Genomic DNA, 13,373 nt, shown 5'->3' with positions numbered 1-13,373 from the left:
AAGTGTGTAAATGAAATATAAAGATTTAAGAGATTTCATCGATCAGCTTGAAAAACAAGGCGAACTAGTTCGGGTTACAAAAGAGGTGGATACCCACCTTGAAATGACGGAAATTGCCGACCGAACATTACGCGGTAAAGGTCCTGCCTTGTTATTCGAAAACCCAAAAGGGTTTGATATCCCAGTATTAGCTAATTTATTTGGTACACCTAAACGTGTTGCTATGGGGATGGGTCAAGAAGATGTGTCTGCCTTACGTGGCGTAGGTGAAACGTTAGCATTTTTAAAAGAACCAGAACCCCCAGCGGGCTTTAAAGACGCGTTTTCAAAACTACCTATATTTAAGCAAGTATTAAACTTGTCACCAAAAGAAGTAAAAAAAGCACCTTGCCAAAAAGTCGTGTTAGAAGGCGATGATGTCGATTTAACTAAGTTACCAATTATGCATTGTTGGCCAGGTGATGTAGCTCCATTAGTGACTTGGGGATTAACCGTCACCAAAGGTCCTAATAAACCACGCCAAAACTTAGGTATTTATCGTCAGCAGTTATTGTCTCGTAATAAATTGATCATGCGTTGGTTATCCCATCGCGGCGGAGCATTAGACTTTGCTGAATTTAAAAAGTCGAACCCAGGTGAAAAGTATCCAGTTGCCGTCGCATTAGGTGCCGATCCTGCCACTATATTAGGCGCGGTTACTCCTGTTCCGGACACATTGTCAGAGTATGGCTTTGCTGGCTTATTACGTGGTGATAAAACCGAAGTCGTAAAATGTATTTCGAATGATCTACAAGTTCCTGCCTCTGCGGAGTTTGTATTAGAAGGGTATTTAGACCCAAATGAAACGGCACCTGAAGGCCCTTATGGCGACCACACGGGTTATTACAATGAAGTTGAAGAGTTTCCTGTATTTACCGTAACTCATTTAACGCACAGAAAAGATCCTATTTATCACAGCACATATACCGGGCGTCCACCAGATGAACCTGCTATTTTGGGTGTGGCGTTAAACGAAGTATTTGTGCCATTAATTCAAAAACAATATCCAGAAATTGTCGACTTTTACTTACCGCCTGAAGGGTGTTCGTACCGCATGGCCGTCGTAACCATGAAAAAACAATATCCAGGTCATGCTAAACGGGTGATGATGGGAGTTTGGTCGTTCTTAAGGCAGTTTATGTACACTAAATTTGTTATTGTTTGTGATGACGATGTTGATGCTCGTAATTGGGAAGATGTGATGTGGGCAATCACTACTCGTATGGATCCTGCTCGCGACACAGTGTTAATCGAAAACACACCTATTGATTACTTGGACTTTGCTTCTCCTGTTTCTGGTTTAGGATCAAAAATGGGGATGGATGCCACTAACAAATGGCCGGGCGAGACTGATCGTGAATGGGGTGAACCTATCGTCATGACAGAAGAAGTGAAAAGCCGAGTTGATGAAATTTGGGATGAACTAGGTATACCGTTAACTGAAGAACCAAAGGCAAAACTGTGACAACAATTACCATCAATCCAAGTGGTATTCAGTTTTCCGTTAAGGAAGGCGAGACGATACTTGAAGCAGCAGAACGTAATGATATTAGTTTTCCATTTCGCTGTCGCCAAGGGGTTTGCACCGCGTGTGTATGTAAAACAGTAAATGGCGAAGTTAGTTATGGGGGCAGAGATGAGTCCACATTGTTAACTCAAGCCGATAATGAACAAAAGTTCACTTATGCTTGTATTGGTTACCCAATCACGGATATGACATTACATCATCCGTTTATTAAATAAATACTTTAATTGTTGAGTAAAACAAAAAGAGAAATTCAAATGCCACAAACTATTTTAGCCGAAGTTTTATCAATCGAAGCGGCTACCAACTTTGTTAATATTGTAAAACTAAAACCACTAATACCGGCAGAGTTTCAAGCTGGCCAATATTTGCAAATTGTATTATCGGAAGAAGACAAACGTATTTTTTCGATAGCCTCGGCGCCAGACGCTGAAGCCATAGAGTTGCATATCGGTGCTGGACCTGATGACTCTTATCCTCGTGGTGCGCTCGATCACATGTCAGTTAATCGCGAAGTTATTTTAGAAGTAGGATTGGGTAATGCTCATATACAAACTAGCTCTGATCGTCCAATTATCTTGATGGCTGGCGGAACTGGTTTTTCGTATACTAAATCCATCGCAGATCACTTAACTAGTATCAAGGCAACCACTCCCGTTATTTTGTATTGGGGTGTAAAAGAAGAGTCTGCTTTATACGCCAGAGCTGAAATGGAAACGTGGGCAGCTTCACACAGTCACTTTGAATTTATACCGGTTGTCGAAAACCCATCAACTCAATGGCAAGGTAAAACAGGCTATGTACACCAAGCGGTAATGAACGATATTAAAGATTTAGCCCCATATGACATCTACTTAGCGGGACCTTTCAAAATGGCGGGTATCGCGCGTGAAGACTTTATTAATCAAGGTGCGATTAAAGAACGTATTTTTGCAGACGCTTTTGCATATATTTAATGGTTAATGAAATAAAATAAAGTAACTCAAGGTCTTAGTTTATTACATAAATTAAGACCTTTTTTATTACTGAAGGAAGAATAATGAACAACAACGTTTTAACAAAACCATTAGTCGCGGTGATGACTGCATTGTCACTATTTGCTTGTGGGCTTATCGGAATTACCGCAGCGGATGATAGTCATTTAGAGCAATCCTATTCGGACCTAGCCGTATCTTCTATAATGACAGGCAATGCGCCAAAAGACTTTACCTTGAGTGATAGTTCAGGCCAGCAAGTGAATCTTGAGCAAACATTACAAACACAAAATATATTATTAATATTTTATCGCGGTGACTGGTGCCCGTATTGTATTGATCAATTTAGTACGATCCAATCCGTGTTGCCAGAGCTAAAAGATTACAATGTCAAATTGCTAGCTGTGAGTCCTGATGAAGTGAGTGCAGCAAAAAATACTAAACGTCAGTTTGGACAAGGTTATACATTTTTAAGTGATAGTAAATTAGAAGTAACTAAAGCGTACGGAATTGCATCTGAAAAAAGCTTACCCCACCCAGCGGTTTACTTGTTAAAACAGGCTGACTCAATAGCTGAGTCAGAGGTTGTTTGGATGTATGCGTCAACCGACCATACAACGAGACCAAATGGTGAACAGCTATTAGCGAAAATCAAAACGGTATTTGCAAAAGTACAATAATATTAAATTGATGCTGAACTAAACAGCTGGATCCAATAGACTAGGCTTTAACATTAATTTAGAGCCTTATTTATGTCAGTTGAAATTTTACAAGCCGATTACACCAATCCACAACATGCCGAAGATCTTGTTACTCTGCTTAATGGTTATGCATTAGACCCAATGGGCGGCGGACAAGCATTATCTGAATATACGCAACAGAACTTAGTGACAGCACTAATCAATACCCCTAACGCGGTTTCTGTCTTATGTTATGTTGATGGAAAACCCGCAGGTTTGATCAACTGCTTTCAGGGCTTTTCGACTTTTAAATGTAAACCTATCCTGAATATTCATGATGTTACGGTAAACAGTGAATTTAGAGGATTAGGCTTAAGCATGAAGATGATGGAAAAAGTTGAATCCATTGCTAAAGAACGTGGTGTATGCAAGCTGACTTTAGAAGTCCTAGAAGGTAATGCGGTTGCAAAAAATGCATATATTAAGTTTGGTTTTGCAGGTTATGAACTAGATCCTGAAATGGGTAAAGCCATGTTCTGGGAAAAAGTACTTTAACTTATGCCCACTTAAGCCAAAACAAAAAATGCCAGTTTATTAACTGGCATATTTTTGGTCACTGGCAATATTAAACTAACAAATGTTTGATATTAGCTAATTCCGTTTTACCCTCAATCAACTCTTCTGTTGTTAAGCCAGACAACTCATGTGGGAAAACTAACCATTCTGCACTTTCATGTACGAAATAATCTGGTTTAATATCCACTTGGTTGTTGGTTGGTTTATACCAAGGGCAAGCGATACGAATATCTTTTGGTGTATTAAGACGAGATAAAGTCTTTATTTGTTTAATTAAGGCATCAATACTACGTCCAGAGTCAAACACATCGTCAACAATGAGTAATGTATCTGAGGCGTTGGCATTTTCGATGAGGTAATGAAGTCCATGCACTTTAATTTCTTTTGATTGCAAACCAATACCATAATAAGACGAAGTACGTACCGCGATGTGATCCGTTTCTACTTTTTTAAAATCAAAGAACTCTTGAACTGCAATCCCTATTGGTGCGCCGCCACGCCAGATACCAATGATAAAGTCGGGACGGAAACCGTCTTCAAATACTTGATGAGCCAGTCTAAATGAATCTTCTAGAAGCTCTTGTGAAGTAATAAATTTTTTTGTGCTCATCTATTTTTCCAATTACGAAATATGACCAAATTATAGATTATTTATCAGGTGGCTAAAACGTAATTCTTTAATGAACTCAAGAATATCACCTAATGTGGGAATATTTATTCAGTGAAAAGCAAAAACGGGGGAAAGTAACTTAAATTAAAGTATGTTCTGTTGCTTTTGTTCGTAGTCATAGGAGGTATCTACAAAGGGTTCAAAAGTAGGCATGGCGAGTTCTTGCACTTCATTATGATCAAGCTCTTCATTCATATCATCTTCTTGTTCTATGACTTCAGATAAGGCGTCTAATGAATGTGTAAATTTTTCTAACACACTGGGTAAAGTAATATTATAAAAGTGCGCATTAAAATCACGTGCGCTCGTAGGGATAGAATTCACGAACTGTTCAAACAAGGGCGGAAATTGTTCAGGGTATTGAGCATTAGCTAAACGGCATTGAGAAAATGCAGAACGACATGACTCTACGGTTAGCAGCAAACGCTCTATATTAGGTTCGCTAATGGGCTGAAAAACAAAAAAGTTAGTAGCAATCGTTGTTAGTCTTTGTTTTGTCATGACATTAATTATATTGTCGGTATACAGTGGTAAAACAAGCTCTCTAAAGTCAGATTGAATCTCTCTAAACTGCTGATTTAATGATTTGTTTTTCATTTCAGTGAGCCATGCAGTACGCATTTGTAGTAAAGTGAGGCCGATTATAAATACAAAGATCACGCTTAAAATACATGTAACGATAAATACCACGAATAGAGCCTCCCAATGTGAAGAATTAATGGTTTATTTTAATTAATTTCATGTTGAAAGAACATCTTTATATTGATAAGTGAAATTATTAAGGGCACAAATTGAGAAAAAACAGACATCACCAAGACAATACCCCTGTTGAATTTAGTTGGCGTTCGGTTAAGTCTTTAATTCCGTATTTAATGGAACATAAGCCTAGGATAATTTTAGCCTTACTTTGTTTGGTTTTAGCTAAAGTCGCCATTGTCGGTTTACCTTTTATATTAAAAGAAATCGTTGATTCCTTGGAGCAAGTAAACGATGGATTAACCAGTATTATTGCGGTGCCTGTTACCTTAGTTTTATTGTACGGATTACTTAGGTTCTTTAATGTTATTTTAGGTGAGATCAGAGATACGTTATTTGGTCGCGTAACTGAAAGAGCAATGCGTCGAGTGGGATTAAAGTTATTTGATCACTTACATAATTTGGATTTGGATTTTCATTTAAATCGTCAAACGGGTGGTTTATCAAGAGATATGGAGCGTGGGACGTCTGGCATTAGTTTTTTAATGCGTTTTATGGTGTTTAATATTGTCCCTACTTTGTTAGAAATTTTGTTTGTTGTCGCTATTTTCTTTTATCAATACGGCTTAAATTTTGCGTTAATCACGTTAGGTTCCATTTTGTTGTATATCGGGTTTACCGCTTATGCCACAGAATGGCGTACTAAATATATTCGCGAAGCTAATCAAGCCGATTCGTCCAGCAACTCCCGAGCTATCGACAGCTTATTAAATTACGAAACCGTTAAATATTTCAACAATGAACAATACGAATCACAACGTTACGATGAAGAATTGGCTTTGTGGGAAACCGCTCGCAGGAAAAACCGATTAACCCTATTTGGTCTAAATAGTGGGCAAGCCCTGATCATAGCGTCGGCGATGACTTCAATGTTGTTATTGGCCGCCAATGGTGTGGTAGCAAAAGAGATGACTTTAGGTGACTTTGTATTAATTAACGCATTTATGATGCAACTGTTTATGCCGTTAAACTTTTTAGGATTTGTTTATCGCGAAATTAAAGGCTCGTTAGCGAATATTGAAAAAATGTTTGAGTTATTAGAACGTGTACCAAAAGTTACCGATGAAAAACAAGCCAAGGAACTTAACATTGGTGATGGCACAATCAGCTTTAATGATGTCAGGTTTAAATACGACCCAAGTCGGCCAATTTTGAAAGGCATTAACTTTACGATAAACAGCGGTGAAAAATTGGCAGTGGTTGGGGAAAGTGGCTCTGGCAAATCAACCCTAGTTAAGTTGTTGTTCCGCTTTTATGACGTGACTTCAGGTTCAATCGAAATAGACTCGGTGAACATAAAAACGATAACCCAACAATCGTTAAGAAAACATATGGGTATCGTGCCTCAAGATACCGTGTTATTTAATGATTCTATTTTTGAAAACATACGGTATGGCAACCCGAATGCTGATGATGGTCAAGTTTGGCAAGCCATTAAACACGCACACTTGTATGATTTTGTTCAAGACTTGCCTAAAAAAGAACAAACTGTGGTTGGAGAACGTGGATTAAAATTATCAGGTGGAGAGAAACAACGTGTTGCTATTGCGAGAACCATATTAAAACGTCCACCAATACTAATTTTTGATGAAGCGACGTCTTCCTTAGACTCAGGTTCTGAACAAGCTATTTTGGCTGCATTACAAGAAATAGCCAAAGGTCATACTTCATTGGTTATTGCTCATAGGTTATCCACCATAGTTGATGCAGATAAAATCATAGTAATGCACCAAGGCGAAATTGTTGAAACCGGTAACCATCAAGAGTTATTGTTAGCGAATGGCCGCTACGCAAAAATGTGGGCTATGCAACAAGATTAATTGAGTTCAGCTTGTGTTGATAACTGGAGTCGGTAATGGTGTTCGTTATGCTTAGCACCGTACAGTTGAGGTAAAAATGAGTTCAGACTACCTACTTCTTCGACTTGATGCCTAAGCCATTGTTTGATCATAGGCTCAGGGAACATTTTATAACGAATGACTAAGTTAATAATAGGGCCTAAAACGGGCAGATCTGAACCAATTAGACTTTTTACTGTGTATTGGCTGCCTTTATTCGTTTGAATAAACGAGTGTTCAATCTGACCAAAGTACAATCCAGCTAACTCAGGTTTAATAGTCATGCCTTGTTCTGAAAAGTTAATTATGCGGCCAGCTCCTTGGCTGTTGAAATCACCAAACCACTCTTTTCTTTGAATTAGAGCACCAATACCCATGCCAGGCAGGTTATTAGTAGCGGGTTCTACAACACTTATAACACCATGTTCAGAGGGATGAAATATGTGGTACCAAGGTAAAGTTGTTTGATCAATTTGTACTGTTGAAATCGGTAAGTTTTGATAAAACCAGGCTAACATTTTAGGTGTTATATTGATAAGTGGGACATGCGTTATTTCAATCAATATTTGACCATTATCTAAATACTGATAATTTGTATATGCTTGGTTAATATCTGGTAATGCCCAAGGTAACTCCCTCGGTGATGAGTGTTCAAAGTTGGGCATAGGTTTGAGTAAAAAGCCTATGATTAATAAAATAATCATATACGAGAAAACTTTAAACGTTGATTTAATCAATTTTTCTACCTAAGTAATATATATGTCATTATATTAACGTTTAATTTTCATATTTAAAATCAACAAATAACTGTACGTTTTTTCGTTAAATTTCGATAAAACAAACGATATAACTTAATTAATCTGATTGGCTGCCGTTTGAATATTCAATTAATCTTTCGTTCTATCATTATTCTTTTAGTCATTAATGTCCCTTCATATGCGATAGCTGAAGTTGGAGCAGGCAGTTGTGAAATCCTAGAAGTAATAGATTGCGACAAAAACCAAGCAAATTTAACCCCCGAAAAGGGTAAGTGGATTTTTGGGGTGGGAATAGCTTCAGTAAATGGTGTACCAGAGTATATTGGCTCCGATGAAAGCAGAGCGTTATTACTGCCAGTACCATATATTTATTATAACGGCCCCAAAATGAAAATTAGCCAAAGCGGAATTAATGGCAAATTATTTAACAGTGAGAATCTGTATGTATCATTAAGCCTTTCAGGTGCAATTCCAGTAAACAGTGATAAAAATAAAGCCAGAAAGGGGATGGATGATATTGATGGCGTTATAGAATACGGTCCCAGTTTTAAATATTTTCTGAAAGGAGGTGATACCAAAAATAATGCATTATTTATTGATATTAACTTCAGAGAAGCTAGGACGTTCAAAAATGAATCGCTAAACTTCAGTTCTAGTCCAAGCATAGTATTTAGAAAACGCTTAGATAAAGATTATTTTTTAGGACATGTCAGTATATCTGGTTCGTTTAAATTTGAGTTTGTCTCAGACAAATATGCACAAACGTTTTATGGGGTAGATCCAATTTTTGCGACGGCAACTCGTGAACAATATACGGCTTTTGGTGGTTACGCTGGTTTTAGATTTAATACTGGTTTACGTTGGCAAAAGGACAATCAAATTGTAAGTTTATTTTTTGCACACAGTGATATAAGCGCGGCCAAATATTCGTCCTCACCATTGGTGAAAGTCACCACCCATAACTTATTTGGTGGATCATATTTTTGGTTATTTAATTAAGTCATTATAATAAATAAGTACACTCGCTTTTCGGCATTACATTTTCTTCAATAAAAATTGGAAGTTCATACTATGGTACCTGGTGTTATTTCAGAGTTGGTGATTTACCCGGTAAAATCGTTACAAGGGATCAGTTTGACACAAAGCTTACTAACAGAGAAAGGGCTTCAGTGGGATCGACATTGGATGGTTGTTAATGAAGATGGATTGTTTTTAACACAACGTAGTTGTGCAAAAATGGCGACAATACATACGGCGATAACCGAAACTCATTTAGTATTAACCCACCCAGATCATACACCTTTAGAAATTGCATTAAATTCTGACTTAACTGAACAGAAAACCGCAACGGTGTGGAAAAGCGAATGTCAGGTTTTAGATGAAGGAAAAAAGGCATCAGACTGGTTAGTTAATGTGCTTGGTTTATGGCGCGGACAAACACTCAGTTTGGTAAGAATGAATCCCAGTTTTGAGCGTCAAGTCAGTGTAAAACACAGTCAAGGTAATAAAAACACCACACACTTTGCAGATGGATATCCGTTTTTACTCACAAATACAGCGTCACTCGACGTGCTAAATAGTCAATTGTTATCGCAGCAACTTCCAGCGATCCCAATGAATCGTTTTCGAGGAAATATCATCATTGATGGAATGACGGCATTTGTGGAGCATCAAAGCAGTAGTTTAATTATTACCGGACAAGATAATAGACAAACCTGTGTTATTGATTGTTGTAATCCCTGTGAACGTTGCAATGTACCAGGAATTGATCAACTTTCTGGTCAAGTCACTACTCCACAACAGCCATCAAAAACTTTGTTTAACATGACACATGTAGAACAAAAAGGCGCTTTTTTTGGTCAAAATGCGGTATTAGCACCAAACAGTAAAAATGCGATTGGTCACATGGTGTACGTTGGTGATCAAGCTGAATTTGTCTAACATTTACTGAATATGATGTTGCAAAATTAGCTTAGCTAACTTATCGGCTTCAATAGGTTTAGAAGCGTAATCGTTCATACCTGCCGCGTTACAAATGTCGATGTCTTCTTTACTTACATTTGCAGTTAACGCGATAATTGGTAGATCTTTAAACTTGGCTTTAGTGCGTAATATTTTAGTTGCTTCTATTCCATCAAGTACTGGCATTTGCATATCCATTAGTACCACGTTAAATGAGGTGTTATTCGTTTAATCATCATGAACCTTGCATGAGTTAATCCCACTTAATATCGCTTTTGTTAGATAAGGAACTACTCACTTCTAATATATTTGCCGCTATTAATGTTTCGGTATTTTTTGGCATTAATGCCAATATATTAATATCCGTACAACTTATATTGTCTAAGCCGACCCAAGTATTCTTATTGGATTTTTTTGCTGCATATAAACAGTGATCAGCAATATCAACCACACGTTCCCAACTTAACGCTTCTGGATGTGAAATAATAAATGGGAAACTGGCAAAACCTATAGAGCAAGTTTTGTTAATTGTACAGTGCTCGTCAATTTCAAAGTCAAACACTTCAACGGCTCTTCTTAATTTTTCAGCAAGATAACTCGCATTACTTCGGTCAGAAAAGCGAGCAATAACTAAAAACTCTTCACCGCCCCAGCGCACAAAATAATCCGTCTCTCTGAAAACAGCGCTCAAAATTGGTTTTATTTGCATTAATACGGCGTCACCTGCTGAGTGCCCATACTTATCGTTCACTTGTTTAAAGTCATCTATATCTAATAAGAAGAAAACTAAGTCTGATTCATTTTGTTCTTGAGGCATATTGTTTTGTTTTACGGTTCGCTGACGGCGTAAAATGAGATCAATATCATTCTTTAAATTATTTGTGATGAAACGTCGATTTTTTAACCCTGTGAGTTCATCAGTCACACTTATTTTGGCTAATTCTTCATTGGCTTTTTGCAGCCCTAGCGTTCGCTCGGTAACTTTCATTTCTAGTGTTTCATTGAGCTTTTGCACAAATTCTATTTTTTTGCGTTGAGCTCGTATAATTAGCCAAATAATGATAACAAAGATAATAAAATACAAGCTATATGCCCACCATGAAAACCAAGGGGGAGGTAATACCGTTATGTTCAACGATGCGCCTTCGTCGTTCCAAATGCCATACGGATTACTGGCTTTAACTCGTAATACGTAATCGCCTGTTGGCAAGTTAGTATAAGTAGCACGCCTATTTTTATGATCTGTTTTAATCCATTGCTCGTCAAATCCATCCATTTTGTATGCAAATTGGTTTTTTGTTGGGTTGGAGTAATGCAAAGCACTAAATTCAAAAGTGACCAAGTTTTGTAAATGGGTCAATATGATATCTGAGGAAGAATGAATTGCCTTTGTCAATGCGTAATTATTATTCAATGCACTCTTAATTATCTGAGTTTGATCGTACCGAATCTCATCTAAATCATTAAAAATAGGAACGGATTGATTCGACAATAACATATCGGTAAATACGACAGTGGGTTGCTGTGTATTGGCTTTGATGTCATTAGGAATAAACCGATTAAACCCATTAATGCCGCCAAAAAATAGCTCCCCTTTGGCATTACTTCCTGATGCGTCGGCGTTAAACTCATTACTTTGTAAACCATCACCCATATTATAATTTATGAACCTATTGGTTTTAAGGTTAAAGTTAGATAAGCCTTGGTTTGTACTTAGCCAAATAGTGCCGTCGTTCGCTTCTTCAATACGATAAACAACATTATTTATTAGCCCATCTTTTTCAAAAAAATGAGTGAATTTCCCAGTCTTTCTATTTAATAAATTTAAACCACTTGCCGTACCTACCCACAAGTTGCCTTGTGAATCTTCTGTAATTCCATAAACTGTGTTATCACTTAAGCTGTCAGGGTCATCGGCAAGATGTTTAAAATGGGTAAACTTTTTTGTGTTTGGATTTAACTGATTAAGACCGCCCCAAGTTCCTATCCACAGATCGCCATGACGGTCTTCTGTTATCACTCGAACACTATCATTACTTAAACTATTTGGGTTTGTCTTGTCATGTCGGTAATGGGTGAACTTTTCAGTTTTAGGGTTGTATTGATTGAGTCCTTTCCATGTCCCTATCCAAATATTTCCTTGTTTATCTTCAGTTATTGCACTGACAGGATTGTCACTTAAACTGTTTTGGTCGGATGGATCATGGCGGTAATGTTTAAATCGTTCTGTGTTTGGATTAAATAGATTTAAACCATTCTTATCCGTGCCTATCCAAAGGTTATTGTTTTTATCTTCAGTGATCACATAGACTTTGTCATCACTTAAGCTATTAGGTTGATTAGGGTCATGACGGTAATGATTGAACTGATTAGTTTCTGGGTTAAAACGGTTCAGACCTCCCCCCAAGTACCGACCCAAAGTATGCCATTACTGTTTTCAGTAATGGCACGGATAATATTCTGACTTAAACTGTTTGGGTTGTTATTTTGATGCTGATAATGGGTGAAGTGCTGAGTTAGAGAATTTAACCTATTTAACCCACCACCGTCAGTACCAACCCATAAGTTTCCTTGTTGGTCATATATTATTGATCTGACGCTATCACTTCCCAAACTATTCAGGTTTGTTGGCTGATGACGATATTGGGTAAAATGATTATTACTTAGGTTAAAGTGATTGAGTCCACCACCTAACGTTCCTATCCAAATATTTCCTTGAGGATCTTCAAGAAGTGTTTCAACTTCATCATTACTTAACCAATTAGGGGTTGTGGCATTTTGTCGATAGTGAGTAAATGTTTGACTGGTTTTATTATAATAGTTTAGCCCGCCTCCCTTAGTTGCCAACCATAGATTTCCTTTTTCATCTTCAATAATATCCCTAACGGTGTTGTTGCTGATACTAGATGGGTCATTGTTGTCATGTTGAAAAAGGCTAAATTTTCCAGTATCCGGATTAAATCGGTTAAGACCGGCCCCCCAGGTTCCGATCCATATATGTCCTTCTTTTTCGATAAAAACGTCACTTATCGCATCACTACTAATGCTATTAGTGTTATCCACTTGGTGACGGAAATGGGTAAATCTTTCAGTATCTGGATTAAATTGGTTGAGTCCTGCACCATCAGTACCTATCCAAATATTGCCAGCGTCGTCTTGAGCAATAGCATGAATGTTATTGCTACTAATACTATTGTGATTGTTTTCTTGGTATTGGTAACGAGTAAATTTTTCAGTAGCTGGGTTAAAACGGTTTAATCCACCGGCTCGAGTCCCAACCCAAATATACCCGTTTTTGCCTTCAATAATGGTGGTTACATAATTATTTGAAATGGATTGCGTGTCGTTTAATTTTTTAAACACTTTAAATTCATAACCATCATAACGAGCCAACCCTTCTTCCATACCTACCCAAATAAACCCCAGTCGATCCTGTAAAATGGCTTTAGCGCTACTTTGTGGTAATCCATGCTCGATTGATATTTGTTCAAATCGTATAGATGACTCAGAGGCAAAAGCATATAGGGGGGAATTATCTGGAAGAAGATCAGAAAGCATAAGTATTTTAGTAGGTTAATCAAAGTATTGAATTCCA

The 13,373-nt window shown here is 37.5% G+C and carries 13 protein-coding genes and 1 pseudogene; 8 read left to right on the top strand and 6 right to left on the bottom strand.

The annotated features are described in order from the left end of the window. The first annotated feature begins 10 nt into the window (after positions 1–10). The 5 genes from ubiD to RT723_RS03745 all read left to right on the top strand — a co-directional run bounded on the left by ubiD (position 11) and on the right by RT723_RS03745 (position 3,773). Positions 11–1,504, top strand: a complete 1,494-nt coding sequence (gene ubiD / locus RT723_RS03765) for a 4-hydroxy-3-polyprenylbenzoate decarboxylase (protein WP_216056574.1) — start codon at positions 11–13, stop codon at positions 1,502–1,504. Continuing rightward, the gene (locus RT723_RS03760) at positions 1,501–1,782 is read left to right on the top strand and encodes a 2Fe-2S iron-sulfur cluster-binding protein (RefSeq protein WP_216056573.1); all 282 of its coding nucleotides are present in this window, start codon (positions 1,501–1,503) and stop codon (positions 1,780–1,782) included. Before ubiD ends, RT723_RS03760 begins: the two co-directional genes overlap by 4 nt. A 39-nt stretch (positions 1,783–1,821) precedes the next feature. Next, the gene (gene fre, locus RT723_RS03755) at positions 1,822–2,520 is read left to right on the top strand and encodes an NAD(P)H-flavin reductase (protein ID WP_315945935.1); all 699 of its coding nucleotides are present in this window, start codon (positions 1,822–1,824) and stop codon (positions 2,518–2,520) included. Between the two features lie 83 nt (positions 2,521–2,603). Then, positions 2,604–3,218, top strand: coding sequence for a peroxiredoxin family protein (locus tag RT723_RS03750; protein ID WP_315945934.1), 615 nt, complete (start codon positions 2,604–2,606; stop codon positions 3,216–3,218). 72 nt (positions 3,219–3,290) lie between these two features. Next, positions 3,291–3,773, top strand: coding sequence for a GNAT family N-acetyltransferase (locus tag RT723_RS03745; RefSeq protein WP_315945933.1), 483 nt, complete (start codon positions 3,291–3,293; stop codon positions 3,771–3,773). Between the two features lie 70 nt (positions 3,774–3,843). Here the strand turns inward: RT723_RS03745 and RT723_RS03740 are convergent, their stop codons facing one another. Together RT723_RS03740 and RT723_RS03735 are read right to left on the bottom strand one after the other, a co-directional pair. Further along, on the bottom strand, positions 3,844–4,404 hold the full coding sequence (locus RT723_RS03740) for a phosphoribosyltransferase (RefSeq protein ID WP_315945932.1): 561 nt from the start codon (positions 4,402–4,404) through the stop codon (positions 3,844–3,846). A 144-nt stretch (positions 4,405–4,548) separates the two neighbouring features. Continuing rightward, positions 4,549–5,061, bottom strand: coding sequence for a hypothetical protein (locus tag RT723_RS03735; protein ID WP_315945931.1), 513 nt, complete (start codon positions 5,059–5,061; stop codon positions 4,549–4,551). Positions 5,062–5,255: 194 nt separating this feature from the next. On the opposite strand from RT723_RS03735, the gene RT723_RS03730 reads away from it, so the two are divergent. Next, the gene (locus RT723_RS03730; RefSeq protein WP_315945930.1) at positions 5,256–7,040 is read left to right on the top strand and encodes an ABCB family ABC transporter ATP-binding protein/permease; all 1,785 of its coding nucleotides are present in this window, start codon (positions 5,256–5,258) and stop codon (positions 7,038–7,040) included. On the opposite strand, the gene RT723_RS03725 is transcribed toward RT723_RS03730, so the two are convergent. After that, positions 7,037–7,762 carry a hypothetical protein gene (locus RT723_RS03725; protein WP_315945929.1) on the bottom strand — a complete coding sequence of 242 codons (726 nt, stop codon included), beginning with the start codon at positions 7,760–7,762 and terminating at the stop codon, positions 7,037–7,039. The two genes, RT723_RS03730 and RT723_RS03725, sit on opposite strands and share 4 nt — an antisense overlap. A 171-nt stretch (positions 7,763–7,933) precedes the next feature. Here RT723_RS03725 and RT723_RS03720 point away from each other — a divergent pair, with 171 nt between their 5' ends. Together RT723_RS03720 and RT723_RS03715 are read left to right on the top strand one after the other, a co-directional pair. Then, entirely contained in the window at positions 7,934–8,815 is an 882-nt protein-coding gene (locus RT723_RS03720) for a MipA/OmpV family protein (RefSeq protein WP_315945928.1), read from the top strand. Positions 8,816–8,887: 72 nt separating this feature from the next. Next, complete coding sequence (locus RT723_RS03715; protein WP_315945927.1) at positions 8,888–9,757, top strand: MOSC domain-containing protein; 870 nt, start codon at positions 8,888–8,890, stop codon at positions 9,755–9,757. 3 nt (positions 9,758–9,760) lie between these two features. On the opposite strand, the pseudogene RT723_RS03710 reads toward RT723_RS03715, so the two are convergent. The 3 genes and pseudogenes from RT723_RS03710 to RT723_RS03700 all read right to left on the bottom strand — a co-directional run. Further along, positions 9,761–9,988, bottom strand: a pseudogene (locus RT723_RS03710) (response regulator); the annotation flags it as partial. A 43-nt stretch (positions 9,989–10,031) separates the two neighbouring features. After that, the gene (locus tag RT723_RS03705; RefSeq protein WP_315945926.1) at positions 10,032–12,185 is read right to left on the bottom strand and encodes a ligand-binding sensor domain-containing diguanylate cyclase; all 2,154 of its coding nucleotides are present in this window, start codon (positions 12,183–12,185) and stop codon (positions 10,032–10,034) included. Beyond that, positions 12,170–13,336 carry a ligand-binding sensor domain-containing protein gene (locus tag RT723_RS03700; RefSeq protein ID WP_315945925.1) on the bottom strand — a complete coding sequence of 389 codons (1,167 nt, stop codon included), beginning with the start codon at positions 13,334–13,336 and terminating at the stop codon, positions 12,170–12,172. The genes RT723_RS03705 and RT723_RS03700 overlap by 16 nt, the downstream gene beginning before the upstream one ends. Positions 13,337–13,373 lie beyond the last annotated feature (37 nt).

This window comes from Psychrosphaera aquimarina (assembly GCF_032461525.1).
Classification (GTDB): Bacteria; Pseudomonadota; Gammaproteobacteria; order Enterobacterales; family Alteromonadaceae; genus Psychrosphaera; species Psychrosphaera aquimarina.
The sequence above is the reverse complement of the archived record's forward strand: the minus strand, read 5'-3'. Positions and strand labels throughout refer to the sequence as shown.